The sequence below is a fragment of the Marisediminicola senii genome (assembly GCF_011057645.1).
Lineage (GTDB): Bacteria > Actinomycetota > Actinomycetes > Actinomycetales > Microbacteriaceae > Marisediminicola > Marisediminicola senii.
Window position 1 is genome coordinate 186,027 of record NZ_JAALGE010000002.1, and the last position, 26,763, is coordinate 212,789.

At 68.2% G+C, this 26,763-nt stretch carries 28 protein-coding genes; 13 read left to right on the forward strand and 15 right to left on the reverse strand.

Translation table 11 applies throughout. From position 1 onward, the window contains the following. Positions 1–58: 58 nt before the first annotated feature. The gene (locus tag G5S38_RS02520) at positions 59–733 is read right to left on the reverse strand and encodes an SDR family NAD(P)-dependent oxidoreductase (protein WP_165063865.1); all 675 of its coding nucleotides are present in this window, start codon (positions 731–733) and stop codon (positions 59–61) included. A 251-nt stretch (positions 734–984) separates the two neighbouring features. Between G5S38_RS02520 and G5S38_RS02525 the strand changes: the two genes are divergently transcribed. Both G5S38_RS02525 and G5S38_RS02530 read left to right on the forward strand, forming a co-directional pair. Further along, positions 985–1,338, forward strand: a complete 354-nt coding sequence (locus tag G5S38_RS02525; protein ID WP_165063867.1) for a PadR family transcriptional regulator — start codon at positions 985–987, stop codon at positions 1,336–1,338. Between the two features lie 10 nt (positions 1,339–1,348). Then, entirely contained in the window at positions 1,349–2,146 is a 798-nt protein-coding gene (locus tag G5S38_RS02530) for a hypothetical protein (RefSeq protein WP_165063870.1), read from the forward strand. Between the two features lie 60 nt (positions 2,147–2,206). Here G5S38_RS02530 and G5S38_RS02535 read toward each other — a convergent pair whose 3' ends face one another. Continuing rightward, positions 2,207–3,085, reverse strand: a complete 879-nt coding sequence (locus G5S38_RS02535; protein ID WP_235928859.1) for an alpha/beta fold hydrolase — start codon at positions 3,083–3,085, stop codon at positions 2,207–2,209. Positions 3,086–3,154: 69 nt separating this feature from the next. Between G5S38_RS02535 and G5S38_RS02540 the strand changes: the two genes are divergently transcribed. Then, a complete protein-coding gene (locus G5S38_RS02540; protein WP_165063872.1) occupies positions 3,155–4,435 on the forward strand; it encodes a uracil-xanthine permease family protein in 1,281 nt (426 codons plus the stop codon). Between the two features lie 604 nt (positions 4,436–5,039). On the opposite strand, the gene ychF is transcribed toward G5S38_RS02540, so the two are convergent. Further along, positions 5,040–6,113, reverse strand: coding sequence for a redox-regulated ATPase YchF (gene ychF, locus G5S38_RS02545; RefSeq protein ID WP_165063874.1), 1,074 nt, complete (start codon positions 6,111–6,113; stop codon positions 5,040–5,042). A gap of 62 nt (positions 6,114–6,175) precedes the next feature. Between ychF and G5S38_RS02550 the strand changes: the two genes are divergently transcribed. Both G5S38_RS02550 and G5S38_RS02555 read left to right on the forward strand, forming a co-directional pair. Further along, complete coding sequence (locus G5S38_RS02550) at positions 6,176–6,787, forward strand: exonuclease domain-containing protein (protein ID WP_165063876.1); 612 nt, start codon at positions 6,176–6,178, stop codon at positions 6,785–6,787. Between the two features lie 9 nt (positions 6,788–6,796). Continuing rightward, the gene (locus G5S38_RS02555; RefSeq protein ID WP_165063879.1) at positions 6,797–7,036 is read left to right on the forward strand and encodes a hypothetical protein; all 240 of its coding nucleotides are present in this window, start codon (positions 6,797–6,799) and stop codon (positions 7,034–7,036) included. 49 nt (positions 7,037–7,085) lie between these two features. Here the strand turns inward: G5S38_RS02555 and G5S38_RS02560 are convergent, their stop codons facing one another. Beyond that, positions 7,086–8,573, reverse strand: coding sequence for a CoA-acylating methylmalonate-semialdehyde dehydrogenase (locus G5S38_RS02560; protein ID WP_165063881.1), 1,488 nt, complete (start codon positions 8,571–8,573; stop codon positions 7,086–7,088). A gap of 67 nt (positions 8,574–8,640) precedes the next feature. Between G5S38_RS02560 and rmuC the strand changes: the two genes are divergently transcribed. After that, positions 8,641–10,011, forward strand: a complete 1,371-nt coding sequence (gene rmuC / locus G5S38_RS02565; protein WP_165063883.1) for a DNA recombination protein RmuC — start codon at positions 8,641–8,643, stop codon at positions 10,009–10,011. An 8-nt stretch (positions 10,012–10,019) separates the two neighbouring features. On the opposite strand, the gene glpX is transcribed toward rmuC, so the two are convergent. The 4 genes from glpX to G5S38_RS02585 all read right to left on the reverse strand — a co-directional run bounded on the left by glpX (position 10,020) and on the right by G5S38_RS02585 (position 14,411). Next, entirely contained in the window at positions 10,020–11,036 is a 1,017-nt protein-coding gene (gene glpX / locus G5S38_RS02570; RefSeq protein WP_165063885.1) for a class II fructose-bisphosphatase, read from the reverse strand. Between the two features lie 128 nt (positions 11,037–11,164). Further along, positions 11,165–12,097 (reverse strand): NAD(P)-dependent oxidoreductase, encoded by a 933-nt coding sequence (locus G5S38_RS02575; protein WP_165063887.1) that lies wholly within the window; start codon positions 12,095–12,097, stop codon positions 11,165–11,167. Next, the gene (locus G5S38_RS02580; RefSeq protein WP_165063889.1) at positions 12,081–13,598 is read right to left on the reverse strand and encodes a four-carbon acid sugar kinase family protein; all 1,518 of its coding nucleotides are present in this window, start codon (positions 13,596–13,598) and stop codon (positions 12,081–12,083) included. The genes G5S38_RS02575 and G5S38_RS02580 overlap by 17 nt, the downstream gene beginning before the upstream one ends. A gap of 105 nt (positions 13,599–13,703) precedes the next feature. Further along, complete coding sequence (locus G5S38_RS02585) at positions 13,704–14,411, reverse strand: FadR/GntR family transcriptional regulator (protein WP_165063891.1); 708 nt, start codon at positions 14,409–14,411, stop codon at positions 13,704–13,706. Positions 14,412–14,531: 120 nt separating this feature from the next. Here G5S38_RS02585 and fbaA point away from each other — a divergent pair, with 120 nt between their 5' ends. Beyond that, complete coding sequence (fbaA, locus tag G5S38_RS02590; RefSeq protein ID WP_165063894.1) at positions 14,532–15,557, forward strand: class II fructose-bisphosphate aldolase; 1,026 nt, start codon at positions 14,532–14,534, stop codon at positions 15,555–15,557. Between the two features lie 120 nt (positions 15,558–15,677). Here fbaA and G5S38_RS02595 read toward each other — a convergent pair whose 3' ends face one another. Continuing rightward, a complete protein-coding gene (locus G5S38_RS02595) occupies positions 15,678–16,250 on the reverse strand; it encodes a DUF6264 family protein (RefSeq protein WP_165063896.1) in 573 nt (190 codons plus the stop codon). Next, positions 16,247–17,296, reverse strand: a complete 1,050-nt coding sequence (locus tag G5S38_RS02600) for a 4-hydroxy-3-methylbut-2-enyl diphosphate reductase (RefSeq protein WP_165063944.1) — start codon at positions 17,294–17,296, stop codon at positions 16,247–16,249. Before G5S38_RS02600 ends, G5S38_RS02595 begins: the two co-directional genes overlap by 4 nt. Positions 17,297–17,478: 182 nt before the next feature. Between G5S38_RS02600 and xseA the strand changes: the two genes are divergently transcribed. From xseA to G5S38_RS02625, 5 genes are read left to right on the forward strand one after another with little or no spacing between them, the layout of a single operon-like run. Further along, a complete protein-coding gene (xseA, locus tag G5S38_RS02605; RefSeq protein ID WP_165063898.1) occupies positions 17,479–18,717 on the forward strand; it encodes an exodeoxyribonuclease VII large subunit in 1,239 nt (412 codons plus the stop codon). A 9-nt stretch (positions 18,718–18,726) separates the two neighbouring features. Then, positions 18,727–18,945: an exodeoxyribonuclease VII small subunit gene (locus tag G5S38_RS02610; protein ID WP_165063900.1), complete on the forward strand. Its 219-nt coding sequence runs from the start codon at positions 18,727–18,729 to the stop codon at positions 18,943–18,945. Between the two features lie 13 nt (positions 18,946–18,958). After that, a complete protein-coding gene (locus G5S38_RS02615) occupies positions 18,959–19,597 on the forward strand; it encodes a DUF4245 domain-containing protein (RefSeq protein WP_165063902.1) in 639 nt (212 codons plus the stop codon). After that, positions 19,594–20,250, forward strand: coding sequence for a carbonic anhydrase (locus G5S38_RS02620; protein WP_165063904.1), 657 nt, complete (start codon positions 19,594–19,596; stop codon positions 20,248–20,250). Before G5S38_RS02615 ends, G5S38_RS02620 begins: the two co-directional genes overlap by 4 nt. Positions 20,251–20,294: 44 nt before the next feature. Continuing rightward, entirely contained in the window at positions 20,295–21,698 is a 1,404-nt protein-coding gene (locus G5S38_RS02625) for a class II fumarate hydratase (protein ID WP_407943818.1), read from the forward strand. A 114-nt stretch (positions 21,699–21,812) separates the two neighbouring features. Here G5S38_RS02625 and G5S38_RS02630 read toward each other — a convergent pair whose 3' ends face one another. From G5S38_RS02630 to G5S38_RS02640, 3 genes are all read right to left on the reverse strand, one after another. After that, positions 21,813–22,592 carry a hypothetical protein gene (locus tag G5S38_RS02630; protein WP_165063906.1) on the reverse strand — a complete coding sequence of 260 codons (780 nt, stop codon included), beginning with the start codon at positions 22,590–22,592 and terminating at the stop codon, positions 21,813–21,815. 64 nt (positions 22,593–22,656) lie between these two features. Then, entirely contained in the window at positions 22,657–24,048 is a 1,392-nt protein-coding gene (locus G5S38_RS02635; protein WP_165063907.1) for a PhoH family protein, read from the reverse strand. A gap of 199 nt (positions 24,049–24,247) precedes the next feature. Then, entirely contained in the window at positions 24,248–25,033 is a 786-nt protein-coding gene (locus tag G5S38_RS02640; RefSeq protein ID WP_165063909.1) for an isoprenyl transferase, read from the reverse strand. Positions 25,034–25,123: 90 nt separating this feature from the next. Here G5S38_RS02640 and trhA point away from each other — a divergent pair, with 90 nt between their 5' ends. Continuing rightward, positions 25,124–25,858, forward strand: a complete 735-nt coding sequence (trhA, locus tag G5S38_RS02645; RefSeq protein WP_165063912.1) for a PAQR family membrane homeostasis protein TrhA — start codon at positions 25,124–25,126, stop codon at positions 25,856–25,858. Between the two features lie 30 nt (positions 25,859–25,888). On the opposite strand, the gene G5S38_RS02650 is transcribed toward trhA, so the two are convergent. Further along, positions 25,889–26,155, reverse strand: a complete 267-nt coding sequence (locus G5S38_RS02650) for a hypothetical protein (protein ID WP_235928860.1) — start codon at positions 26,153–26,155, stop codon at positions 25,889–25,891. Next, on the reverse strand, positions 26,152–26,763 hold a 612-nt coding region (locus tag G5S38_RS02655; protein WP_201276555.1), incomplete at its 5' end, for a PIG-L family deacetylase. The genes G5S38_RS02655 and G5S38_RS02650, both read right to left, overlap by 4 nt.

Here is a 26,763-nt window from a genome sequence, read left to right on the forward strand (position 1 = left end):
AGGCCCCGCCCCGACGGTCTCCTCGGGGAGAGCGCCGGGTGACGGGGCCGGTAGCGTGCTACTCCTTGCCGTCCTCGAGCGGGATGAGCATGGTGCGGAACGGGCCATCCTCGACGTGGAGGTTCCAGATGCGGTCTGCGACATCGTGGATTCCATTGGACAGGTCGAGCTGCGGAATGGCTCCCGGAATGACGAGTTGCTTCACGCGAATCCCCTCATCCTCGAGCGCATCGTGGAGCATCTCCCCGTATGCACTCTCGGCGGGGAACGCGACCGACGTGCCGGCAAAACCGGCGCGCGCTTTCACCGAGGTTCCCCCGTTGATCAGGATCACGCTGCCGCTGCCCGCCTCACGCATCGCCGGCAGCACTGCCCGCACCGAGTGGATGAGTCCGAGAGCCGAGAACTGCAATGCTTCCAGCGCCAGCTGAGGGGTCAGCTCGAGCACCGGTTTGAGGTAGTCCCGCGACGGAAGCGGGCTGTACTGCAGGGCGGTGATGGGGCCAAGCTCTTCCGCAGCGCGCGCGAGTGCGTCCTCCAGCGCCAACGGCTCCCGTACGTCTGCCGCGAAACCGCTGGCAGCGAAACCGCTCCCCCTGAGCTCGGCGGCCATGTCGTCGAGCTTCGGCTGGCTCCTCGAGATCAACGCGATGGAGAAGCCTTCGCGTCCGAACCTCTGTGCGACGGCGGCTCCGAGCCCCGGTCCGGCTCCGATAATTGCAATAACTGGCACGACGTGTTCCTCTCATCGGTGATTCTGTGGTGACCAATTACTCGGTCGGCTTCGACGGGTTCGATTCTGGATGCCTTCACCAGCTCCACCGGATGGGCGACTGGCTCTCGACACCGAGACCGCGTCCCGTATGCGAACAGCCGTCTGCGCCATTGTCTTCCCACCGACGGCGAACGGATCAACAGGCCGCGCCCTCGTCGGTCGACAACTGACTAGTTGCCAGACGGACTAGTCAGTCGTACGATCTAGTCATGGATGCTGACGAGTGGCCCAGTGAGTGGCTGCGGGGAGTGCTCGGTGTCTGCGTGCTGCGGGCGCTCCTCGATGGCCCGAGCTACGGTTACGCGATCACCCGTCGCCTCGCCGCAGCTGGCTTAGGCGACGTCAAGGGCGGCACGCTCTACCCCCTGCTCGCACGCCTCGAGGAGGCCCGATACGTCGAGGTCGAGTGGCGCGCGGGGGACGGAGGACCGGGACGCAAGTACTTCGCACTGACCGATCAGGGGCGCACGCATGCACGGTCGCTCGCCGCCCGCTGGGCTGCCTTCACCGCAATCACCCGCGAGCTCACCGACGGTGCACTCGAACACCACCGCGGCCGCTGACACGACCACCATGAACCGACAGGACGTCACGATGAACAATGGCGGGACCAGGGGCTTCGGATCCATCGACAGCTACACGCGGCTGGCGCCGAGTGTCGAGGAGAGCTGGATCGAGCAATTCGTGCTCGAGCAGCGTCTCATCGGGGTGCCGGGAACACGGATCGGCGACTCCCTCGTGCTCGTGGAGAGCCACGTCGCCGAGTCCGGCGAGAGTGCCCTGACCGCATTTGGTGACCCCAGGGCGTACGCGAAAGACGACGCGCCCGAGCAGTCTCCGACGTCATCCGATCGAATCGATCACGGGTGGCTTCTCGGGATCGTTCTCGGCCTGTGCGGCATGCTGCTCGCCACGTTCGGCCTCCAGGCCGGGTTCGCCGGTGAATCGGCCCTCCAGGTGACCGTGGGACATGTCGTTGTGGTCGCGATCGTTGCGGCCGCCCTTGCCCTGCTCATTCTCACTCCGCGTGCCATCATGCGGGCGGTCGCCCAGGGTCCGCTAGGTAGCTGGATCGTGTGGATGCTGCTACTCGCGGCGATGGTCGGCGCGCTCTTCCTCCTGCCGCACCCGCTCGGGACCGTGGGTGTCCTCACCGCGTCGTGTATCGGGGCGATCCTGCTCACCGCCGGTGTCATCGTGCAGCTGCGCGCCTACCTCGGCGGCCGAGTGCAGGACGACCCGATCGTCGGCCCGGGAGAGCAGCCCGCCAGATCGCGCGCTGGTCTGTTCGCGGTGTTCGTCTTCCCCGTCGCGACGATCGCCATGATCGGCTTCTCCTGGCTTATCCAGCAGATTCCGGCGTTGTTCTGACGACGTGATTCGTCGTCACAATGGTGAAGCGGAACTCCTCCACCGCGCCACCTTGACCACTCAGTCCCAGTCGAGATACTCCTCGATGACCATCGCCGTCTCAATGGGGTGCGACATCGGAAAAAGGTGATCCGCCCCGTCGATGGTCGTGACGCTTGTGCGCTCAGGGGCCGCGGTCCGGAGCTCGTCGCCGTTCGTCGGCGGGGTGAGTACATCCTCAGCACCCTGGACGATGAGCACGGGGATCACCGGGGGCAATTCGACCTGCTTCTGCTCGACCCGGAGCAGCACCAGCCCGTTCACCCGTTCCGCGTGCTGGGCCGCAAAGACACGCGCCACGGTTCCACCGGTTGCGTATCCGCCGATCCAGGTGTGAGCCAGGCCGAGGTGGTCGATGACGGCGAGAGAGTCATCCGCCCGCTCCTGCGCTGATGCTTCAGAAGGCGCCGATCCGTCGCGGGGTCCAATCCGCACGACGTGAAAGTCTGCTTCGTCCGCCAGGTAGTGCGAGACAGCTCCGAGGCCGTCTGACCCCAGGACGAGGTTCGAGATCAACACCAGCGCGATGGGCCCACTGCCTTCCTCGACGTACGGAATGGCACGGCCGTCGGGCTCGAGAATCTGTTGCTGCGTCACTGGTACTGCTCCCCCTGATTGGTCGACCGGAACCGGGTTGGTGACCGGAACCGAGTTGCTGAACCGGAACTCCACCACGTTGGAACGCTGAGGACCACCCAGCAGAGGGTCACTCTCGTGCGCGTCGTCATGTGTCTCCGCCAGTCTAGATCGACTGCTGCAGGCACCGAACGGCAGCGTGAGAGGCGCACCGCTCTGGTCGCTGACCGGGGCTGGACGCGAGGCGGCCGAACCAGCAGCGCCTTCCGTCAGCTCCGACAAACGCGCCACCCCGCCCAGGGTCGTGTTCGCCAGATGCCTCATGGAGCCTGCCCCGCCACTACGCTCGATCCGGCGCTGTCAGCGCCATAACCGCGGGTCAGGAGACTCACCATGGCACTGACCTGGAAACTGCACGGCGACGGCAAGACCGTCAGCTCCGACGAGATCGTGCTCCCCGAAGAGCGCCTCACCTGGGGGCGCACCGTCGGCTTCGGCATGCAGCACGTAGTCGCCATGTTCGGCGCGACCTTTCTCGTGCCCCTCATTACCGGATTCCCGCCGGCCACAACGCTGCTGTTCTCTGGCATCGGGACGCTGCTCTTCCTACTGATCACGCGCAACAAGCTGCCCAGCTACCTCGGCTCGTCGTTCGCATTCCTCGCCCCCATCGGAGCCGCGGTGACAGCGGGCGGACCCGGCACAGCCCTCGCCGGCATCATCATCGTCGGCGCCATACTCGCCCTGGTGGGCGTGCTCGTGCAGGTCGTCGGCACACGCTGGATCGACCTGCTCATGCCGCCCATCGTGAGCGGCGCCATCGTCGCCCTCATCGGCTTCAACCTGGCCCCGGCCGCGCGCGACAACTTCGCGCAGTCGCCGCTGATCGCCATCATCACCCTGCTCGCCATCATCCTCGCCGCGGTGGTGTTCAAAGGCTTCCTCGGCCGACTCTCCATCGTCGTCGGCGTGGCCGTCGGTTACATCGCCTCAGCCATCGCCGGTGAGGTCGAGTACAGCAAGGTCGCCGACGCCCCGTGGGTTGGACTCCCCCAGTTCACCGCCCCGGAGTTCTCGGCAGAGCACCTGACCATCTACCTGATGTTCGTACCGGTCGTACTCGCGCTCATCGCCGAGAACATCGGGCACATCAAGGGTGTCGGCCAGCTCATCGACCGCGACCTCGACGGCCTCACCGGCCGAGCACTCTTCGCCGACGGTCTCGCGACCGTCATTTCGGGCATCGGTGGCGGCTCACCGACCACGACCTACGGCGAGAACATCGGCGTCATGGCTGCCACCCGCGTCTTCTCAACCGCCGCCTACTGGGTCGCCGGTTTCACCGCAATCGTGCTGGGCCTCTCACCCAAGGTCGGTGAAGTAATCAACACCATCCCGGCTGGCGTGCTGGGCGGCGTGACCACGGCGCTCTACGGACTGATTGGCATCATCGGGGTGCGCATCTGGGTCGAGAACAAGGTCGATTTCAGCAAGCCCGTCAATCAGCTGACCGCCGGCATCGCGCTCATCATGGGCATCGCCGACTTCACCATCACCACGGGCGAGCTCAGCTTCGGCGGCATCATCCTCGGGACGGTCGCGGCGATCGTCGTCTACCACCTGATGACAACCATTACTAAGGTGCGCGGCACGGAGAAGTCACGGCTCGGCTAGTTGGCGCTCATTAACGGTTCCTAGTTGTTGAACCTGAACCCCACCACGTCGCCGTCTTGATGTCTGACCGCCCGGGTATGAGCAAACCCGCATTCTTCCATCGCCCAGAAGCGCACCGCCGTCGACCAACCACCGGCGATCGTCGTGTTTGCGACGCCCTTCGGTCAGTCGACGACGATGACTAGGTGGCCGCGGGGATCCGCCCACCGCCGAACCGATGCGACCATCGCGGCCCGGTCGGTCTGCACCTTGATGTTGGTCATCAATTTGTCGGAGGCGAGGCTCGCCCAGACTCTTGACGAGCCTTCGGAGCACGAATTGCGCGGATACCCGCCCAGACTGTGCAACTGGCGAACCCGACAACAGCTAGCAAGGCGAGAGTGATCGCGGCGGCATCGGACAGCACTGCCTCCCGCCGCAGGAATAACACCACGAATAGCATCGCGAAGAACACGATTGATAGGTACGGCAGTAACTTCACAAGTGCCTCTGTCCCGAGCTTTGTTAACCAGGTTGACTCAGCTCAAAGGGAGAGTTTACGTCAGGGAGAGTTTGCGAACGCACCTGACCGCGTCATGCGTTTCGCTCCAGATTATGACTACGTCTAGTTGTTGAACCGGAACTCGACCACATCGCCATCCTGCATGACGTATTCCTTGCCCTCGATGCGTGCCTTGCCCGCCGAGCGTGCCTCCGCGATCGAGCCCGCGGCCACGAGGTCGTCGAAGCCGATGATCTCGGCCTTGATGAAGCCCTTCTCGAAATCGGTGTGGATCACTCCCGCAGCCTGCGGGGCCTTCGCCCCCTTGGGGATCGTCCAGGCCCTGGTCTCCTTGGGCCCGGCGGTGAGGTAGGTCTGCAGGCCGAGGGTGTCGAATCCGATGCGTGCGAGCTGGTTGAGGCCGCTCTCGGTCTGCCCGGTGCTGGCGAGCAGTTCGGCCGCGTCGTCCGGGTCGAGGTCGATGAGCTCGGATTCCAGCTTCGCGTCGAGGAAGATCGCCTGCGCCGGAGCGACCAGGGCGGCGAGCGCATCGAGCTTCGCCTGGTCGCCGAGCACGGCCTCGTCGACGTTGAACACGTAGATGAACGGCTTGGTGGTGAGGAGCCCGAGCTCGCGGATGGGCTCGAGGTCGATGGTGGAAGCCGAGAGCGGCTTGCCATCGTTGAGCCAGGCGACCGCGGCATCCGTCGTATCGATCGTGAGCTGGGTGATCTTCTTCGCGCGCAGGTCGCGGTCGTAGCGGGCCTGGGCCTTCTCGAGGGTCTGCAGGTCGGCGAGGATCAGTTCCGTGTTGATGGTCTCCATGTCGGATGCCGCGTCGACCTTGCCGTCGACGTGCACGACGTCATCGTCGATGAACCCGCGGATGACCTGCGCGATGGCGTCGGCCTCGCGGATGTTAGCGAGGAACTTGTTGCCGAGGCCCTCGCCCACGCTCGCGCCCTTGACGATGCCGGCGATGTCGACGAACGACACCGGGGCGGGCAGGATGCGCTCGGAGCCGAAGATGGCCGCCAGGGCGTCCAGCCGCGTGTCGGGGAGGTTCACCACGCCCACGTTCGGTTCGATCGTCGCGAACGGGTAGTTCGCGGCGAGGACCGAGTTCTTGGTGAGTGCGTTGAACAGGGTGGACTTGCCGACATTGGGCAGACCGACGATTGCAATAGTTAAAGCCACGAGGGTCAAGGGTACCGGGCGTGTGCGCCGGCGGTGACGGTCGTGCGTGAGAGCATGACGCCATGCCCCTGGATTTCACCGCCATCGACTTCGAAACCGCCAACTCGTCGAGTGCGTCGGCCTGCTCCGTCGGCCTGGTGAAGGTGCGGGGCGGCGTCGCCGTCGATGCGGCCGGATGGCTCATCCGCCCGCCTCTCGGACACGACGAGTTCCTCGAGTGGAACACCCGCATCCACGGCATCGAGAAGGGCGACGTGGCCGACGCGCCACTGTGGGTCGAACAGCTGCCCGACCTGGTGGCGTTCGCCGACGGCGACACTCTCGTCGCCCACAACGCGCGCTTCGACATGGGCGTCATCACCGGGGCGTGCCGCGCATCGGGGGTCGACGTGCCGTCGTTCCGCCACCTGTGTAGCCTCGGCGTCGCCCGCAAGACCTACCACCTCGATTCCTACCGACTGCCGGTCGCGGCGATGGCCGCCGGGTTCGAAGACTTCGCCCACCACGACGCGCTGGCAGACGCCCAGGCGTGCGCCGCGATCATCGTTCACGCGGCGAAGCGGCATGGGGCATCCGACCTCGACGAGTTGGCGGATGCCACGGGGTCGCAGTTCGCCCGCATCGGCACGCCAGCGGCCGCCCTCGCTGCGCGACCGGTCGTCGCGTTCCGCTAGCGTTGCCGCGTGGATAATTCGCGCGACGTTCTCAAGGCGCAGTGGGCCGCGTGGTTTCGGCGGCACGGTTGGCTGATCTACACCGCGGTCGCGGTCGTCTGCCTCGCGAATTGCCTCACCCTCGCGACGACCCTGGCCGGCGGCGACGCCGGTCCCGCCACCGTTCCGGCACTGGTGTTCTCGGCGATCGCGGGCCTGTGTGCGGCGGCCGTGGGCATCGTGCTCTTCCGGGCGCGCCCGACGCACTGACGACGGCCGGGCGCTGGCCCGACCGACGCCGCGTCAGGTGCCTGGGCGCCTAGTTCTGCGGGAACCCGAGGTTCACGCCACCGTGCGACGGGTCGAGCCACCGGCTGGTGATGGCCTTCTGGCGGGTGAAGAAGTGCACGCCGTCTGGCCCGTACGCCTTCGTGTCGCCGAACAGCGAGTCCTTCCAGCCCCCGAACGAGAAGTAGCCGACGGGCACCGGAATCGGCACGTTGATGCCGATCATGCCGACCTGCGCGTCGCGCTGGAACCGCCGGGCGGCCCCTCCGTCGTTCGTGAAGATCGCGGTGCCGTTGCCGTACTTCGACGCGTTGATGAGGGCGAGGCCCTCGTCGTACGAGGAGACACGCACGACGGAGAGCACCGGCCCGAAGATCTCGTCGGTGTAGACGCGGGAGTCGGTCGAGACGTTGTCGATCAGGGTCGGGCCGAGCCAGAACCCGTCGGCGTCGCCGTCGACGTCGATTCCGCGGCCATCGACGACGACCGTGGCGCCGTCTTCGATGGCGATGTCGATGTACCCGGCGACCGTATCGCGATGCTGGCGGGTGATCAGCGGACCCATGTCGCAGCTGCGCGTGCCGTCGCCGACGGTCAGGGTGCCCATGCGCTGCGCGATCTTCTCGATCAGCTCATCGGCGACGGGCTCGACGGCGACGACGACGCTGATCGCCATGCACCGCTCCCCCGCCGAGCCGAAGCCGGCGTTGACGGCGGAGTCGGCGACGAGGTCGAGGTCCGCGTCGGGCAGCACGAGCATGTGGTTCTTCGCGCCGCCGAGGGCCTGCACGCGCTTGCCGGCGGCCGACGCGGTCTCGTAGATGTACTTGGCGATCGGGGTGGAGCCGACGAAGCTGATCGACGCGATGTCGTCGTGGTGCAGCAACGCGTCGACGGCCTCCTTGTCGCCGTGCACGACGTTGAACACGCCGTCGGGCAGGCCGGCCTCCTGGAACAATTCCGCGAGCCAGATGGCGGCCGACGGGTCCTTCTCGCTGGGCTTGAGCACGACGGTGTTGCCCGCGGCGATGGCGATGGGAAAGAACCAGAGCGGCACCATCGCCGGAAAGTTGAACGGGCTGATGATGCCGACGACGCCGAGCGGCTGGCGGGTGGAGTACACGTCGACCCCGGTCGACACATTCTCGCTGTACTCGCCCTTGGCGAGGTGCGGCATGCTCGTGGCGAATTCGACGACCTCGAGTCCGCGGGCGACCTCGCCGAGCGCATCGGAGGTGACCTTGCCGTGCTCATTGGTGAGGATGGCGGCCAGCTCGCCCTTTCGGGCGTTGAGCAGCTCGCGGAACGTGAACAGCACGCCCTGCCGCTTGGCCCATGACGCCCCCGCCCACTCCGCGAAGGCCTCGCGCCCCGCACGCACGGCTGCGTCGACGTCGGCGGTGGTGGCAAGGCGCACCTCCCGCGACACGGTGCCGGCGGCCGGGTTGTAGACGGGCGCGGTGCGGGTGGATTCTCCGGCGAACGATGCGCCGTTCACGAAATGATCAACAGTGGTCATGAGGCCATGCTAATCCGGCAGCGGGGTGCCTCACGGCGATGTCGCACCCCGCTGGCACACTGTGCTCATGACCGACGTGCTCCCCCTGATCCTCGTGCTCATCGTGGGCATCCTGCTGGGTGCCGGGCTGGGCTGGTTCGCCGCGCAGCAGCGGCTCCGCACCGCCGACCCGAGGCTTAGTGAGTCCCGTCACGCGCTCGAGCTGGCGGAGGCGAGGGTGGATGCCGCGGCAGAGCACTCCCGCATGGCCGCCGCCGCAGCATCCGCCGAAGCCACGGCCACCGCACTCCGCGACCAGCTGCGAGCCCAGCGCGAGCAGTACCTCGAGCTGGTGGCGCGCCAGACGGCAGACCGCGACGCCGCCGCCGAACGCGGCACGACAGAGAGCGCCGTGCTGCAGGCCCTCACCCCGGTGCAGGAGACCCTGCGCACCATGCAGCGCACGGTGTCGGAGCTCGAGCACCAGCGGCAACTGCAGCACGGAGAGCTCGGAGAGCAGCTGCGCTCGGCGGCAGCGTCGGAGGAGCGGCTGCGGGTGACCGCCGATTCGCTGGCCGCGGCGCTGCGCAACAACGCCACCCGCGGCGTGTGGGGCGAGACCCAGCTGCGCAACGTCGTCGAGTCGGCAGGCATGCTCGAGCGGGTCGACTTCGACGTGCAGAACAGCATCACCTCCGACGCCGGCGCCGGACGCCCCGACATGGTGGTGCGACTGCCGGGGGGCAAGAGCATCCCCGTCGACGCCAAGGTTCCGTTCTCGGCCTTCATCGACGCGAGCGCCATCCCCGACTCGGCGTCACCCGGCGAACTCGCCCGCCGCGACCGGCTGATGACACAGCACGTCGCCGCGGTGCGCGACCACGTCAGCACCCTCGGCAGCAAGGCCTACTGGCAGGGGCTGTCGTCGAGCCCCGAGCTCGTCATCGCGTTCATCCCGAGCGAGTCGCTGGTGTCGTCGGCACTCGCCGCCGACCCGTCCATCATGGAATTCGCGTTCAGCAAGCGGGTGGCGATCGCCTCACCGGTCACCCTCTGGTCGGTGCTCAAGACCGTCGCGTTCAGCTGGCAGCAAGACGTCGTGACCCAGGAGGCGAAGCAGCTGTTCGACCTCAGCCGCGAGCTCTACGGGCGCATCTCGACCGTGGCGACCCATGTCGAGAAGCTCGGGCGGTCGATCGAGGGAACGGTCAAGAACTACAACTCGTTCGTCGGGTCGCTCGAGCGGCAGGTGCTGCCGTCGGCACGCAAGCTGAACCTGCTCGACGAGTCCAGGGTGATCGCGACCCTGCCGGGCATCGACGAGTCGCCGCGGCAGCTCACCGCACCGGAGCTGACGGCCGCCCTCGACGCCGACGAGCGGCGCGCTCCCCTGCATCCCGCGCGGTTGCACGCCGTCGGCGAGGCACACCCCGACCCCACGGCAACGTCGAAGGGCTAGCTGTACAGCTAGCCGTTCACCGAACCGAACTCGAAGTCGCCGAGCCACTTCTCGGCGACGTGCTCGGCGATGACGCGGCGCACGGTGCCGGAGCGTCCGCGCAGCACGATGCTCTCGGTGCGGATGACCGGTCCCTGGCGGCGAACGCCGTCGACGAGGCCGCCGTCGGTGACGCCGGTCGCGACGAAGTACGTGTTGTCGCTGCTCACGAGGTCGTTGGCCTCGTACACGTGGTCGAACCTCAGCCCGGCATCCAACCCCTTCTGTCGCTCCTCGTCGGTGAGCGGAACGAGTCGGCCCTGGATGAGTCCGCCGAGGGCCTTGATGGCGCAAGCACTCGCGACACCCTCTGGGCTGCCGCCGATGCCCACGCACATGTCGATGCGGGTACCGGTGCGGGCCGCGTTGATGCCACCGGCGACGTCGCCGTCGAGCATCAGGCGGGTACCGGCCCCGGCGGCGCGGATGTCGTCGATGAGCTGCGCGTGCCGCGGACGGTCGAGCACGGCGATCTGCATCTCGTCGACGGGCTTGCCCTTGGCCTTGGCGAGGGCGCGGAGGTTCTCGCCGATGGGCTTGCGGATGTCGACGACACCGACCGCCTCGGGCCCGGCGACGATCTTGTCCATGTAGAAGACACTGGATGCGTCGAGCATGCTGCCGCGGTCGGAGACGGCGATCATCGAGATGGCGTTCTGGCGCCCGGCTGCGGTCAGCGAGGTTCCGTCGATCGGGTCGACGGCGATGTCGCAGGCCGGTCCGCGGCCGTTGCCGACGTGCTCGCCGTTGTAGAGCATGGGCGCTTCGTCTTTCTCGCCCTCCCCGATCACCACGACGCCGTCGAAGTTGACGGTGCCGAGGAACTTGCGCATCGCGTCGACGGCGGCCTTGTCTGCGGCGTTCTTGTCGCCGCGGCCGATGAACGGCACCGCGCGAATGGCGGCGGCCTCGGTGGCGCGCACCAGCTCCATAGCGAGGTTGCGGTCGGGGTGGAGAAAGAGTTCCGCGTGCTCGGAGCTGGCCATGATGTGTCCTTCGGTCGTCGGGGAATCGATCGCTGCGATGCGAGACACCGGCGAATCGACCTGCCGCCCAGCCTAGCGAGGCGGGCGAACGGGTGGAGATGGAATGGGGCGTGCCAGCCCCGGTCGGGTCAGGCGGGTGGGGTGGGCGCGATCACCTTGATGATGGCGGAATCGTCGGATGCCGCGAGCCCGGCTGCCTGGCCCAGCAGGTACAGCTGCTCGGCCGCTGCGGCTACCGGCGTTGCGACACCTTCGGCGCGGGCCGCCGACGTCACTATGCCCATGTCCTTGACGAAGATGTCGAGGCGGCTGAGCACCTCCGCTCCGTCGTCGTCGTAGGCCTGCAGCATCCGAGGTCCACGGTTTTCGAGCATGAACGACCCGGCCGCTCCCGCGGAGAGGGTGGCGAGGGTCGCTTCGACGTCGAGGCCGAGGGCGGCGGCGAGCGCGAGGGCCTCGGCTCCCGCGGCGATGTGCACGCCGCACAGCAGCTGGTTGACGGTCTTGAACGCCTGCCCGTCGCCCGGCTTGTCGCCGATCACGCTGAGCGTCGACGCGAGCAGGTCGAGAACCGGGGCCGCCTTTCGGCGCGCCGCGGGCTCGGCGCCGACGACGATGAGCAGGTCGCCCGCCCCGGCACGCACCGGTCCGCCGCTGAGGGGCGCGTCGACGAGCTGCACTCCGGTGGTGGCGAGGCGGGCCGCGGCGGCCGTGACGTCCGCGATGCCCACGGTGCTGGTCATGATCACCACCGCGCCCTCGGCGAGCGACCCAGCGATGCCGTCGTCGCCGAACAGCACGTCGTTGAGCTGGGCGCCGTTGCGCACCGCGAGCACCACGGCGTCCACACCGGTCACGGCACCGCGGGCGGAGTCGAAGGGCAGGATGCCCGCCTCGGCGGCGAGGGTCAGGCGCGGGTCGGCGATGTCGAACCCGTGCACGGTCAGTTCGCTGGCGAGGCGGGTGGCCATGGGCAGGCCCATCGCGCCCAGGCCGAGCACGGCGACGGAGTAGTCAGCAGTTGCGGTGTCGGAACTCGCGGAATCAGTCGACGGTGACATGAGAACTCTTTTCATGGGTGGTGGATGGGGCGGCGAGGGTCTCGACGACGCGGGCCAGGGAGTCGTCGTCGCCGACGTTGCCTGCGAAGACGATGTAGGGAATGCCGCGGGCCGGCCCGTCGACGGGCTCCCACAGCGACACGATGCCGGGGAGCATGGGTCCGCGCACGATGGCGTGCCGGATGCCGAGCCCGTGCGCGGCGACGTCGCTCGAGGTGATGCCGCCCTTCGCGACGACGAAGCGGGGCGGGCGGGCGGCCAGGATGAGCTGCACCACGCGCACGATGGCGGCGGATACCCGCCGCGAGATGTCGAGGCTCGCGGCCGCGTCATCCGCCGTCCTCAGGGTTCTGCTGGTGTGGATCACGACGTCACCGGTGGCCAGGGCCGCTGTTGCGTCGGCCACCACCGCGTCGAGGTGAGCGTCGGTGAGCGCGTCGTCGAGCACCGCCGCGATGTCGACCTCGAGCACGCGGGCGACCGGGCGGGAGGCGGTCAGCCGGGCGAGCTGCCGGGTGGTGACGCCCACGTGGGAGCCGACGACCACGAGACCGCCGACGGCGTCGGAACCAGCCGGCCCATAGACCTCGGCCGCAGTCAGCGGGGCACGCACGGCCTGGCCGATGCGCGCGCGTACGAATGGGGGGCCCACGCGGTAGAGGAACCGCTTGCCGGCGGCCTCTGCGGCGGCGAGTCCGAGCGCGAGTGCGCGCAGGTCGTTCTCGGTGACTGCGTCGACGACGATCGGGGTGCCGCCGGTCACGTCGCGGAGCGCGTCGGCGATCGCCTCGGTGCCCGCGCGGATGATGCCGAGGTGGAGGGTCACCACGTCGGCGGCTCGCACCCGGCCGGCCGTCTTCTCGTCCACGTATTCGCGAAGGTCGCTGCTGGTGAAGCCGAAGGTCGCATCGCGGGCGAACTCGGTCTCGGCGACCGGGGTGAGCTCGTCACCGGAGCGCATGTAGTGGGTGCCGCCGATCGTGACGCGGCCCGCATCGGGAAAGGCGGGCACGATGACCACGCCGTCGATCGCGTCGGCGCCAGAGTCGGCGAGCGTTGCGGCGATGGTGTCGGTCTCGAGCGGAAAGTGGCCGCGCAGCGTGGAGTCGCTGCGGCTCACGAAGGCGACGGGGACGCCGAGCTCAGCGGAGGCGGCGAGGGTGTTCTGCACGATCTCGCGGTTGCGCTGCTGTGCGGTCGCCGGGTCGAGGCTGCGCGTGTTGGTGAGTACGTAAATCGCGGGTGCGCCCTGTCGGAGGCCCCAATGGATGTCGCTGCGCTCCCACGCAGTGAGCACGGGCAGGTCGGCCACCGACTGCGTGCCGGTCGGGTCGTCGTCGAGCACGACGAGCACGACGCCAGACGCCTCGACGGTCGCGCGCACCTCGGCGGGGTCGACCTCACGCTCGGCGGGAAACTCGGCGAGCACGATCGAGGCGAGCGCGGTGGAGGCGAGTAGAGCGCGCGGGGGCGTCGCCTGCGGGCTGGCGGGATCGGTCATCGGATACTCCCTCGTAGTCTGATGTCTGACATCTTACTCGTGGGGCCGGCGGATACAAGAGGTGGCGCGACTACCACCCGCCGGCCCGGGCGAATTGTCGGCGGATCAGCCCCCGCCGAGAACGAACCGTTTCAGGTCGTTCGCGGTCTGCGTCATGTGGTCGTCCATGGCGATGCGGCTGCGCTCCGGATCGCCGGAGCGCAGCGCCTCGAGGATGAGGGCGTGCTGCGCGATCGCGTTGACCTGGATCTGCGGCACGGCGGAGGTCTGCTCCCGCTTGACGAGCATCACCCGCGCGAGCGGCTCGAACAGCACGCCGACGAACACGTTGCCCGTCGCCCGAAGGATGACGTCGTGAAAGGCGATATCGGCCCCGACGAAACCCGCCAGGTCGTCGGTGTCGTGCGCCAGCCGCATCCGTCCCAGCTGTTCTTCGAGGCTGTCGAGGTCGGCGTCGGTGCGCCGGGTAGCCGCGAGTGCGGCGGCGCCGGTCTCGATCATGCGACGCACTTCGACGAGCTGCTGCGACGCGGCGGACTGGTCTCCCGCCCCCTCGGTCGTCGCGCGGAGGATCGGGTCGAGGTCGGTCCAGGCGGTCACCGGGTTGACGTAGGTGCCCCGGCCGGGGAGGGATCGCACCACGTTCTGCGCCTGCAGGGTCTTGAGCGCCTCGCGCACGGTCATGCGGCTCACGTCGTGCGCCGCGCCGATCTCGGCCTCGGTCGGCAGCGCCTGGCCGGCCGCGATCTCGCCGCGCACGATGGCATCGAGCAGTGCGTCTGACACGGTGCTGACGAGCGACTTGCGGGCCATGTCACGCTCCTCGTTGCTCGACAGACGCCGACCGGCCTCCGCCGTCAGTTTAGATCGGGGCCTCGCTAGACTTTCACAGACGTCCATATCGCACGGACGCCCGCCCCACTAGGAGAGAACATGCCTGTCGCAACCCCGGAGCAGTACGCCGAAATGCTCGCCAAGGCCAAGCAGGGCGGGTTCGCCTACCCCGCCATCAATGTGTCGTCTTCGTCGACCATCAACTCGGTGCTCCAGGGCCTGACCGAGGCCGGATCCGACGGCATCATCCAGGTGACCACCGGCGGCGCCGACTACTTAGCCGGACAGTCCGTCAAGAACCGCGCGTCCGGAGCTCTCGCGTTCGCCGCGTTCGCGACAGAGGTCGCCAAGAACTACCCGGTCACCGTGGCCCTGCACACCGACCACTGCCCCAAGGACGCCCTGGCCGGCTTCGTCATGCCGCTCATCGAGGCATCCGAGGCGCAGGTTCGCGCCGGTGGCAACCCGATCTTCCAGTCCCACATGTGGGACGGCTCGGCCGTGCCGCTGCAGGAGAACCTCGAGATCGCGAAGACCCTGCTCCCCCGCATGAAGGCCATCAACGCCATCCTCGAGGTCGAGATCGGCGTTGTCGGAGGCGAAGAAGACGGCGTCAGCCACGACATCAACGACTCGCTCTATACGACGCTCGATGACGTCATCGCCACCGTCGAAGCACTCGGCATGGGCGACCAGGGCCGTTACATCGCCGCCCTTACGTTCGGCAACGTCCACGGCGTGTACAAGCCGGGCAACGTGAAGCTCCGTCCAGAGCTGCTGGGCGAGATCCAGTCCGGCATCCAGGCCAAGTACGGAACCGGCCCGCTCCCCCTCGACCTCGTGTTCCACGGTGGCTCCGGCTCGACCGACGACGAGATCGCCACCGCGGTCGCCAACGGCGTCATCAAGATGAACATCGACACCGACACGCAATACGCGTACAGCCGCTCGATCGCTGACACCGTACTGAAGAACTACGACGGCTTCATCAAGGTCGACGGCGAAGTGGGCAGCAAGAAGGTCTACGACCCCCGCTCCTGGGGCAAGATCGCCGAGACCGCGATGGCCGCGCGCGTCGTCGACGCGACCCGCCAGCTCGGCTCGGCCGGCCACTCCGGTAAGTAGCGACGGGCCGGCGGCGGCGTGAGCCGCCCCGGCACCGCCGTACTCAGGCTAAACGCGGGCGCATCGACTTCGGTCGGTGCGCCCGCGGTGTCGTTACCGGGGCGCGATGGCTCTATCGGATCAGGACGCGTTGCCGAGGTAGGTGACGAACGCGGGGTCCGACAGCATCAGCGTGACGATGAGCCCGACGGTGACGATCGAGGCCAGCACACCCGCAATGAGTGGAACGTAGAACGCCAGGCGCGTCGCGCGCAGCAACCGCACGGTGATGTAGAGCGTGATCGCGTAGATGACCGTGTTGACGACGATCAGGGTGAAGCCGATGGTGCGGGCGAGGTCGTATTCGGTGAAGTCGCCGACGCCCTGGGTGTCGTAGACCTGCTGCATCATCGCGCCGAGGTTGGAGTACTGCACGAGCCCGCTCAGCACGGTGAATAGCCCGTAGGCGAGTAGGGCGACGCTGAGGATGAGGTCCCAGCGGCGCCGGGTGCGGGGGGCGCCGGGCGCACCGGGCGCAGTGGGCCCGGTGGTGCCAGCCGCCGGTGGTGTCGGTACCGGGGAGACCGCGCCGGCGTGGTCGGCGGGCATGATCACGGGAGGCACGGGAGGAAGGGAGTGCGCCACGGTCTCCGCCTGCTGCTGCGGAGTCGCGTATTCGCCGTAGCGGGGCCGCGGTCGTTCGTCGTTCGTCATCTCTGCCAATCGAGTTTTCGGGTGCGACCGCCGAGTCCCCGTGAATCGGGCTGCCCGGCGGCATCCTTGCGCAATTCTTTCGGCAACGAGAACATGAGGTCTTCCTCGGCCGTCACGACCTGCTGCACGTCGCCGTAGCCAGCATCGGCCAGGTCGTCGAGTACTTCCTGGACGAGGACTTCGGGAACGGATGCGCCGGACGTTACGCCGACCGTCGAGATGCCGTCAAGCCATTCCTGGCGAATCTCGCTCGCGTAGTCCACCCGGTAGGCGGCCTTTGCCCCGTACTCCAGCGCGACGTCGACGAGGCGCACGGTGTTCGAGCTGTTGGCCGAACCGACCACGATCACGAGCTCGGCGTCTTCGGCGACCTTCTTGATGGCCACCTGGCGGTTCTGGGTGGCGTAGCAGATGTCGTCGCTCGGCGGGTTGTGCAGGTTGGGGAACCGCTCGCGCAGCAGGGCGACGGTCTCCATCGTCTCGTCGACGCTGAGGGTGGTCTGGCTGAGCCAGACGAGGTTGTCGGGGTCGCGCACCTCGAGGGTTGCGACATCGGCCGGGCTGTTGACCAGGGTGGTGCGCTCGGGCGCGTGACCCATGGTGCCCTCGACCTCCTCGTGGCCAGCGTGGCCGATCAGGAGGATGTCGAAGTCGTCGCGGGCGAAACGCACGGCCTCGCGGTGCACCTTGGTGACGAGGGGGCAGGTGGCGTCGATGGCGTCGAGGTTGCGGTCGGCCGCACCCTGCACGACGGCGGGCGAGACGCCGTGGGCGGAGAACACAATGTGGGATCCCCCGGGTACCTCGCCGACCTCGTCGACGAAGATCGCACCCTGCTTCTCGAGCGTCGACACGACGTGGATGTTGTGCACGATCTGCTTACGCACGTAGACCGGGGCGCCGAAGCGTTCGAGGGCCTTCTCGACGGCGATGACCGCCCTGTCCACTCCTGCACAGTAGCCTCGGGGCGCAGCAAGCAGCACCCGTTTCGTGCCGGTGACCGGGGTATCCTTTAGCCTGTTGCGAACCTGCGGAATGCGGGGCATTTCGAGGTCGACGACCATGGCGCCGTTGGTGATATTGCTCACGCGTCCAGTGTACGGTCAGGTCGCTGGGCGCCGACCGACACCACGACCACGCCGCACGACCTCGGCGACACGACACGACACGACACCACCGCACCACGACCACCACAACACCATGACCACCACAGCGAGGACTCGAACGCATGACGATCGTCACCCCGCCCGCCACCGTCGACGAGCCGTGGCCGGTTGCCCTGCTGTCGGCCAAGATCAAGGGCTGGATCGACCGCCTCGGCACCGTCTGGGTCGAGGGTGAGATCACCCAGTGGGGCATCTCCGGCGGAACGGTCTACGGCAAGCTCAAGGACCTCGCCGTCGACTCCACCATCGGCTTCACCATCTGGTCGTCGGTGCGCGCCAAGTTGCCAGACGACCTCAAGCAGGGCGACCGCGTGGTGGCGCTCCTCAAGCCCAACTACTGGGTCAAGGGCGGCACTCTCACGATGCAGGTGTTCGAGATGCGTCACGTCGGACTCGGCGACCTCCTCGAACGGCTCGAGCGGCTGCGCCAGACCCTCCGCACAGAGGGCCTGTTCGACGCGAGCCGCAAGCGCGCCCTGCCGTTCCTTCCCGGTCGCATCGGGCTCATCACGGGTCGGGATTCGGATGCCGAGAAAGACGTACTCCGAAACGCGCAGTTGCGCTGGCCCTCGGTCGAGTTCCGGGTCGTGCACGCGGCGGTACAGGGTGACCGGGCGGCGGCCGAGGTGACCGCGGCCATCCGGGAGCTCGACGGCGACCCGACGGTCGACGTGATCATCGTCGCGCGTGGGGGCGGCGACTTTCAGAACCTGCTGGTGTTCAGCGACGAGGCCCTCGTGCGCGCCGCAGCGGCGTGCAGCACTCCCCTGGTCAGCGCGATCGGGCACGAGGCCGACCGGCCGCTGCTCGACGACGTCGCCGACCTGCGCGCCTCCACCCCCACCGACGCCGCCAAGCGCGTCGTACCCGACGTCGCCGAAGAACTCGACAAGGTACGTCAGGTTCGGGCCCGGCTCGGCATGCGCATGACCACCCTCGTCAGCCGCGAGATCGACCGGCTCGAACAGCTGCGGTCGCGACCGGTGGTCGCGAACGCCGACTGGATAGTCGATTCGCGCTCCGAAGAGCTCGGCAGGTACATCGGCCGCAGCCACGAACTCGTGCAGGTGCGCCTCGAGCGGGCCGCCGATCGGGTCGACGGGCTGCGCTCGCACCTGCGTTCCCTCTCGCCGCAGCGCACCCTCGAGCGCGGCTACTCGATCGCGCAGCTCCCTGACGGCTCCATCCTCCGTGACGGTGCCGCCGCCCGTCACGGCGACCGCCTCCTGCTCACCCTCGCCAAGGGAACCGTCTCCACGACGGTCGACGGCCCGCCGTCTGACCAGGCGACCCCTCGGTAGACTGGGCCCGTGGCAGACAGAGAAAAGACCGACGTCGCCGAGCTCAGTTACGAGCAGGCCCGCGACGAACTAATCGCGGTGGTATCCGAGCTCGAGCAGGGGTCATCGACCCTGGAGCAGTCCCTCTCCCTCTGGGAGCGTGGCGAGGCCCTCGCCCAGCGCTGCGACGAATGGCTCATCGGCGCGAAGGCACGGCTCGACGCCGCTCGCGGCAACGGCGCACGGTAACGGGCGGCGATTCGTGGCAAAGCAGGGGCGCATCGTCGCCGAACTCGGTCGGCCGGAGACTCCAGAAGAGACCGCAGCCCGTAAGGCCGCGGCGAGCATCAAGCACCGCACCAACCAGACCATCTCAAACCTGCTGCTCGCCCTCGGCGCATCGCTCGCGATCGTGCTGCTCATTGTGCTCGTCGTCGTGCGCCCCGACCAGCCGCCGGCAGAGCCCACCGACTACGTGACCGTCGCCGCACAGGCGCAACCGGGGGTCGACCAGCAGCTCGCCACCCCCGTGCTGCCCCCGGAGTGGTCCGCCAACCGCGCCGAGCTCGAACCCGCCCTCGACGAGAGCTTCACCTGGTACATCGGTTTCCTCACCCCGGAGGACCGCTTCATCGCCCTCGAGCAGGGTATCGACCCCACCCCGGGGTGGATCGCGCAGAAACTCGGCCGCGGTGGCCCGACCTCCACGCAGCAGATCGGCGGCGTGGAATGGGACGTCTACGACCGGCGTGACAACGACGATGCGGGCAATTACGCGTTCTCGCTCGCTGCGACGATCGGCGAGACCCCGGTTCTTCTGCACGGCACCGCGAGCGAGGACGAATTCGCCGTGCTCGCGGCATCCGTCATCTCTGAACTGCAAGGAGCAGGCGACCAATGACCGAACTCAGAACACCCGCGGCCGTGTGGCAGGAGATGCGCGACGGTAACGAGCGCTTCGTCGCCGGAACGCCGGAGCACCCGCGGCAGGACGTCGACCGGCGCGCCCAGCTCGCCACCGTGCAGGAGCCCCGCGCGGCGCTGTTCGGGTGCAGCGACTCCCGCCTCGCCGCCGAGATCATCTTCGACGAGGGCATCGGCGACCTGTTCGTGGTGCGCAACGCCGGGCAGATCATCTCCGACAGCGTGATCGGCTCGCTCGAATACGCTGTCGCGGTGCTGAACGTTCCGCTCATCGTCGTGCTCGGCCACGACGAGTGCGGCGCCGTGCGGGCCGCGATGGATTCGCAGGGCCCAGATGCCGCGGCGCTCCCACCGCATATCGCCGGGCTGGTCTCGGCCATCGTGCCCGCGGTGCGCCGGGTCGCCGGTATCCCCCACGACCCCATCGACCCCGGCGCGCTCGACAGCCACGAGGTCGGGCGCGAGCACCTGCGCGACACCATCGGCGAGTTGCTGCAGGTCTCCGAGCTCATCAGCGACGCCGTCGCCGCGGGTACGCTGGCCGTGGTGGGGGCGAACTACCGGCTGCTCGAGGGCCGCGTGGTCGAAGACATCGTCGTCGGCGAGATCGAGCCGACCCCCGCCATCTGAACCACGACCGAATCCACCGACCGGCCAGCAGAAAGCACATCGACGTGAGCAGCTCCCCCATCGAATACCGCATCGAGCACGACACCATGGGCGAGGTGCGCGTTCCCGCCACCGCCCTCTACGGTGCGCAGACCCAGCGTGCGGTCGAGAACTTTCCGATCTCCGGCTCCGGTCTCGAAGCCGCGCAGATCGTGGCGCTCGCCAGGGTCAAGCGTGCCGCGGCCGTGATCAACAGCCGGCTGGGCATCCTCGACCAGGGCATCGCCGACGCCATCGTGGGCGCAGCCGACCGCCTGATCGACGGCGACCACCACGACCAGTTCCCGGTCGACACGTACCAGACCGGCAGTGGTACCTCGTCGAACATGAACATGAACGAGGTACTCGCGACGATGGCATCGGGCCTGCGCGGCGAGCGGGTGCACCCCAACGACCACGTCAACGCCTCGCAGTCGTCGAACGACGTCTTTCCCACCTCAGTGCACGTCGCGGTGACAGGCGCGCTGCTGCACGACCTCATTCCGGCGCTCGACCACCTCGCCGTCGCCCTGGAGGCGAAGGCCGCCGAGTGGGCGACCGTCGTCAAGTCGGGTCGCACCCACCTGATGGATGCCACGCCCGTGACCCTCGGGCAGGAATTCGCCGGCTACGCCCGCCAGGTGCGGCTCGGCATCGCCCGCGTCGAAGCCACCATCCCGCGCGTCGCCGAGGTGCCGCTCGGGGGCACGGCAGTCGGAACGGGCATCAACACCCCCGCCGGCTTCTCGCAGCAGGTCATCGCGCTGCTGGCCGAGGATTCCGGGCTGCCGCTGACCGAGGCCCTCGACCACTTCGAGGCCCAGGGTGCACGCGATGGGCTGGTGGAGGCATCCGGAGCCCTCCGCGTCATCGCGGTCAGCCTCACCAAGATCTGCAACGACCTGCGCTGGATGGGATCGGGCCCGAACACCGGCCTCGGCGAACTGCGCATTCCCGACCTGCAGCCCGGTTCATCGATCATGCCGGGCAAGGTCAACCCGGTCATTCCCGAGGCCGTGCTCATGGTCGGCGCGCGCGTGATCGGCAACGATGCCACCATCGCGTGGGCCGGAGCCTCCGGGTCGTTCGAGCTCAACGTCGCCATCCCCGTGATGGGCACCGCGCTGCTCGAGTCAGTCCGCCTGCTCACCAACTCGACCAAGGTGCTGGCCGACAAGACCATCGACGGGCTCGAGGCCGACGTCGAGCGGGCCCGCGCGTTCGCGGAGTCGTCGCCGTCGATCGTCACGCCGCTCAACCGGGTCATCGGCTACGAGGCCGCGGCGAAGGTCGCGAAGAACGCCGTGAGCAAGGGCATCACCGTGCGCGAGTCGGTCATCGACCTCGGTTTCGTGGAGCGCGGCGAGGTGTCGGAGGAGCAGCTCGACACCGCCCTCGACGTGCTCGCGATGACCCGCCCGCCGGTCTGACCGAGCTCGTCGCAATGACCCGCCCGCCGGTCTGAGCCGGGCGCCGGTCTGACCTGCGGGTCGGACCTGCGGCTAGTTCGCCGCAGTTCCTGACCCGCTGCCCGCCTCGGCGCCCTAGTCGCCCGGGGCGGGCACCAGTGCGACGGGCGTGCCGTCGAGTGTCTGCACCGACCGGTCGCCGAGCGGTTCCGTGAGGTCGATCGGGATGAGGTAGGCCCGCGCCGCGGATTCCTCCGGCTCCTGTGCGCAGTCGTCGCTGGCGTCGGTGGGGATGCCGTCCGCCGGGATCGGCTGGCCGAAGAACACGCCGACCTGCACCGCACCCTCGACTCCCCGCAGCATCACCTGCTGCGGAATGCAGCGCTCGTCTGCCCGCACGTGCACGACGATGTCGGCCGTGTCGAGGGCGACCGACTCGGGAATGGGCTGCACGCCGATGAATCCGGGCTGCGCGGCCTGCCCCGCCGCGCGGATCGCGCCGGTCTCCCACAGGTAGGCGGGGCTGCGCAGGTCGGCCTGCACGAACTGGTAGCCAGAGACCCGCTGGTCGACCAGCCCGGCCGGCGGCTCCCCCACCGCGCTGAATACCCGGTCGACCACGTAGGCCCTCGGCTCTCCCCACACCCGCTCGGCGACGCTCGGCGGCCGGCTCGACTGCGGGCCGCCGAAGGTCAGGCCGCCCACCGCCCACGCGAGCACCATCGCGAGGATGGTGAGCACCCCGACGAGCGAGACGAACCGGGACGCGTTGTAGACCGCGCGCCCCGGTTCGCTCGCCCTGAAGTCGGACCGGGTCCAGCCGACCAGCACCATCCACTGGGTGCGGGGCGAGATGAGCCCCCACACGAAGACGAGTGCCAGCGAGCCGAGAAGAACCGCGGGCAGTAGCGTCATTTCTCGACCCTAAGCGCTTGCGGCCCGTCTGGCACCCCTCCTGTCGTCAGTTCGTAAGGAACTGTCAATTCAGGTCGTTGGACTCCAGCATCTCGGTCACCAGCGCCGCGATGGCCGACCGCTCCGACCGCATCAGGGTGATGTGGCCGAACAGCGGGTGCCCCTTGAGGGTCTCGATGACGGATGCGACGCCGTCGTGACGACCCACCCTCAGGTTGTCGCGCTGGGCGACATCGTGCGTGAGCACCACCCGCGAGTTCTGCCCGATGCGGCTGAGCACCGTGAGCAGCACGTTGCGCTCGAGCGACTGCGCCTCGTCGACGATCACGAACGCATCGTGCAGCGAGCGCCCACGGATGTGTGTCAGCGGCAGCACCTCGAGCAACCCGCGCTCGAGCACCTCGTCGAGCACGTTCGGCGACACCACCGAACCGAGGGTGTCGAAGACCGCCTGCGCCCACGGGTTCATCTTTTCGGAGGCATCCCCCGGCAGGAATCCGAGTTCCTGACCGCCGACCGCGTACAGCGGGCGGAAGACCATGATCTTGCGGTGCTGCTGCTTCTCGAGCACGGCCTCGAGGCCGGCGCACAGCGCGAGGGCCGACTTGCCGGTTCCCGCGCTGCCGCCGAGCGAGACGATGCCGATCTCGGGGTCGAGCAGCATGTCGATGGCGAACCGCTGCTCAGCGGAGCGCCCGTGCAGCCCGAAGATGTCACGGTCGCCGCGCACAAGGCGCATCTCGCCGCGCGCGGTGACCCTGCCGAGGGCCGACCCGCGGTCGGAGTGCACGACGAGGCCGGTATTGATCGGGATGTCAGCGACGACCCGGGTGTGCAGGCGTTCGTCGGCGTACAGGCGCTGCATCTGGTCGGCCGACAGCGTGATGTCGTCGGTGCCCACCCAGCCGGAGTCGACGGCGAGCTCTGCCCGGTACTCCTCGGCGGCCAGGCCGATGGATGCTGCTTTGACGCGCAGCGGCAGGTCCTTCGACACCACGGTCACTGCGAGGCCCTCGTTGGCGAGGTTCAGTGCGACGGCGAGGATCCGCGAATCGTTGTCTCCCAGCTGCAGGCCGGAGGGCAGCACCGACATCGCCGAGTGGTTGAGCTCGACCCTGAGCGATCCGCCGTCTTCCCCGACGGCGATCGGAAAGTCGAGCCGCTCGTGCTGCACGCGGAGCTCGTCGAGGTTGCGCAGGGCCTGCCGTGCGAAATACCCGATCTCCGGGTCGTTGCGCTTGGCTTCGAGCTCGGCGATCACCACGACGGGCAGTACGACCTGGTGTTCCGCGAAGCGGAAGATCGCTTTCGGGTCAGACAACAAAACGGACGTGTCTACGACATACGTCCGTTGGGTGGTGCTGGCCTTCGCTGCGGTGTTGCCCGTCGAGGTGGTGGTGTTGATGGGGGGCACAAGTACTCCATCCCCGGGTGCCCGGCACCCGGATCCAGTCATACCGACGGCCGGCTAGCTATACCGAAACGAACTTGCGTGGCCGTCTCGATCAGGCGACATACCTGATGACTTGAAACTACGTCTGTCTCCTCGGCCCCGGCAATACGACACACGTTCAGTGCGTGTCTTGCGGGTTAACTCCCCGCGTCGCGTCTGTTTCGAATGGCCCTGAATCGCCCCGTCGAATGCGGGTGGCGGCTCAGCTGCCGAAGCGACGGTGACGCCGCGCGTAGTCGCGCAGCGCGCGGAGGAAGTCGACCTCGCGGAGGTCGGGACCGAGCGCCTCGACGAAGTAGAACTCGCTGTGCGCGCTCTGCCAGAGCATGAAGTCACTGAGGCGCTGCTCGCCGGAGGTGCGGATCACCAGGTCGGGGTCGGGCTGCCCCCCGGTGTAGAGGTGATCGCCGATGAGCTCGGGGGTGAGGATCTCGGCGAGGGTCTCGAGTGCACCGCCCTCGCTCTCGTGGGTGCGCACGATGCTGCGCATGGCGTCGGCGATCTCGCGCCGGCCGCCGTAGCCCACCGCGAGGTTCACGTGCAGCCCGGTGTTGTCTTTCGTGCGCTCCTGGGCGTCGGCCAGGCTCTTCACGAGCGCGTCGGGCAGGCCGTCGGTCTGCCCGACGTGCTGCACGCGCCAGTCGCGAAACTGCGAGAGCTCTTCGGCGAGGTCGGCGATGATCTCGAACAGCCCGTCGAGCTCCTCGGAATGCCGGCCGGTGAGGTTGTCGGTCGACAGCAGGTAGAGGGTGGCGACGTCGATGTCGAGGTCGTCGCACCAGATGAGGAACTCGCGGAACTTGGCCGCCCCCGCACGGTGTCCGTGGGCTGCGGTCTCGAGCAGGCGCTGCTTGGCCCAGCGACGGTTTCCGTCGAGGATCATGGCGATGTGGCGAGGCAGCGGCTGGGAGCCGAGCCACCGCCGGATGCGATTCTGGTACAGCCCATAGAGCAGGCCGCGGCCGAGAGGAGCGTCTCGTTTGGGCACGCCACTACGCTAACCCACCTGCGCGAACGCTCGGCGTCAGGGCGCGGCCGGCGCGGAATACCGGCCCGGCGAGCGGAATACACTGGGCGGATGACACGGCGCCCTGACGAAGTCGACGTGGATGACGAGCCCGGCTCCGACATCCCGAATATTCCTCTTCTCGACGATGCCATCGACCTGGCCGATCGCAAGCCGACCTGGCGGGGGTGGATCCACGCGGGCACCTTCCCGCTCGCCATCGTGCTCGGCATCGTGCTGATCACCGCGGCCGAGGGGTCGGCGGCCAAGATCAGCTCAGCGGTTTTCGTCGCGTCGTCGATGCTGCTGTTCGGCATCTCGGCGCTCTACCATCGCTTCGACTGGAGCGAGCGCACGCGCCTGTTGCTCAAGCGCATGGACCACGCCAACATCTTCCTGCTGATCGCGGGGTCGTACACGCCCATCACGGTGCTAGCCCTGCCGGAGCCCAAGTCGACGCTGTTGCTCTGGCTGGTCTGGGGTGGCGCCGGCCTCGGCATCCTATTCCGCATCTTCTGGATCGGGGCGCCACGCTGGCTGTACGTTCCGCTGTACCTGCTGCTCGGCTACGCCGCCCTGGCGTTCATCGTCGACTTCTACGCCGCGAACGCGACGATGATGACGCTCATCCTGGTGGGCGGGCTCTGCTACACCGTGGGTGCCGTCGTCTACGCGCTCAAGCGGCCGAACCCGGTCCCCGGCACGTTCGGGTTCCACGAAATCTTCCACACGCTGACGCTCGCCGCGTTCCTGTGCCACTGGACCGGCATCTTTCTGGTCGCGACCGACCCGCCGGTGTTCGGCTAGCCGAACAGGGCGCCGAACAGCTCGCGGGAGCTACTCCGGCTGGTCGCGGCGCAGCGCACGCTCGGCCTCGGCCACCGCGGCGGCCTCGGCCTCCTCGGCATCGAGCTGTTCCTTGATCTCGCCGCGGTAGCGGGTTCGACGCACGCGCCGCGTCATGTCGAGCACGAGCAACACGGCGACGGCCGCGACGAGAAAGATTGCGATGAAACCGAGCACGCCGGGGGTAACGGTGTTGGGGTCGAACTCCTCGGTCTCGAACCGGGCGCCGATGGTCGTCACGAATGCTGCCGCGGTCATGATGCCACCCTCTGTTCGGTACTGCGGGATGCGCTCCCGAGGTCGCCGTCACCGGCTCCGTCGTCGTCGATGCCCGCGAAGAAGTCGCTCTCGGGAAGCGAGGTCTCCACGTGGGAGACGGCGAGTTCGTAGTCTTCGTACGGCCACACCTCGCGCTGCAGGTCGTTCGGCCAGAAGAAGAACCGGCTGTCGGGCGGGACCTGGCTGGCGTGCGAGCGCAGGGCCGCGTCACGCGTGTCGAAGAACTCACCGCACGGGATGTGCGTCGTCGCGGTCAGGGGGCGCTCGGCCAGCCGCTCCCCCATGCGCTCCTTGAGCTCGGCCATGTTCGTGGTGCGCTCCGAGCCCGGCTCTGTCTCGACCAGGCGGTCGTACACCGCGTCGAGTCGGGCGGAGTTGAAGATGCGGTCGTAGTAGACCTTGGAGACCGTCCAGGCGGGGCCGGCCTCGGGGTACCGTGCGGCGTCGGCCGCCGCCTCGATGGCGTACATCGCGATCGCGTGGGTGCGGATGTGGTCGGGGTGCGGGTACCCGCCGGTCTCGTCGTAGGTGTGCACGACCTGCGGACGAAATTCACGGATGATGCGCACGAGCGGTGCCGCGGAGGA

What these genes read in the sequence shown, in the direction of transcription:
- glpX (WP_165063885.1), bottom strand. Translation starts at nt 11,036, where the DNA reads ATGGCCAGCTCCGAGCACGCGGAACTCTTTCTCCACCCCGACCGCAAC.
- rmuC (WP_165063883.1), top strand. Translation starts at nt 8,641, where the DNA reads ATGACCGACGTGCTCCCCCTGATCCTCGTGCTCATCGTGGGCATCCTG.
- G5S38_RS02630 (WP_165063906.1), bottom strand. Translation starts at nt 22,592, where the DNA reads ATGACGCTACTGCCCGCGGTTCTTCTCGGCTCGCTGGCACTCGTCTTC.
- xseA (WP_165063898.1), top strand. Translation starts at nt 17,479, where the DNA reads ATGACGATCGTCACCCCGCCCGCCACCGTCGACGAGCCGTGGCCGGTT.
- G5S38_RS02595 (WP_165063896.1), bottom strand. Translation starts at nt 16,250, where the DNA reads ATGACGAACGACGAACGACCGCGGCCCCGCTACGGCGAATACGCGACT.
- fbaA (WP_165063894.1), top strand. Translation starts at nt 14,532, where the DNA reads ATGCCTGTCGCAACCCCGGAGCAGTACGCCGAAATGCTCGCCAAGGCC.
- G5S38_RS02580 (WP_165063889.1), bottom strand. Translation starts at nt 13,598, where the DNA reads ATGACCGATCCCGCCAGCCCGCAGGCGACGCCCCCGCGCGCTCTACTC.
- G5S38_RS02575 (WP_165063887.1), bottom strand. Translation starts at nt 12,097, where the DNA reads ATGTCACCGTCGACTGATTCCGCGAGTTCCGACACCGCAACTGCTGAC.
- G5S38_RS02530 (WP_165063870.1), top strand. Translation starts at nt 1,349, where the DNA reads ATGAACCGACAGGACGTCACGATGAACAATGGCGGGACCAGGGGCTTC.
- G5S38_RS02620 (WP_165063904.1), top strand. Translation starts at nt 19,594, where the DNA reads ATGACCGAACTCAGAACACCCGCGGCCGTGTGGCAGGAGATGCGCGAC.
- G5S38_RS02585 (WP_165063891.1), bottom strand. Translation starts at nt 14,411, where the DNA reads ATGGCCCGCAAGTCGCTCGTCAGCACCGTGTCAGACGCACTGCTCGAT.
- G5S38_RS02550 (WP_165063876.1), top strand. Translation starts at nt 6,176, where the DNA reads ATGCCCCTGGATTTCACCGCCATCGACTTCGAAACCGCCAACTCGTCG.
- G5S38_RS02635 (WP_165063907.1), bottom strand. Translation starts at nt 24,048, where the DNA reads ATGACTGGATCCGGGTGCCGGGCACCCGGGGATGGAGTACTTGTGCCC.
- G5S38_RS02525 (WP_165063867.1), top strand. Translation starts at nt 985, where the DNA reads ATGGATGCTGACGAGTGGCCCAGTGAGTGGCTGCGGGGAGTGCTCGGT.
- G5S38_RS02535 (WP_235928859.1), bottom strand. Translation starts at nt 3,085, where the DNA reads ATGAGGCATCTGGCGAACACGACCCTGGGCGGGGTGGCGCGTTTGTCG.
- trhA (WP_165063912.1), top strand. Translation starts at nt 25,124, where the DNA reads ATGACACGGCGCCCTGACGAAGTCGACGTGGATGACGAGCCCGGCTCC.
- G5S38_RS02560 (WP_165063881.1), bottom strand. Translation starts at nt 8,573, where the DNA reads ATGACCACTGTTGATCATTTCGTGAACGGCGCATCGTTCGCCGGAGAA.
- G5S38_RS02540 (WP_165063872.1), top strand. Translation starts at nt 3,155, where the DNA reads ATGGCACTGACCTGGAAACTGCACGGCGACGGCAAGACCGTCAGCTCC.
- G5S38_RS02650 (WP_235928860.1), bottom strand. Translation starts at nt 26,155, where the DNA reads ATGACCGCGGCAGCATTCGTGACGACCATCGGCGCCCGGTTCGAGACC.
- G5S38_RS02600 (WP_165063944.1), bottom strand. Translation starts at nt 17,296, where the DNA reads ATGCCCCGCATTCCGCAGGTTCGCAACAGGCTAAAGGATACCCCGGTC.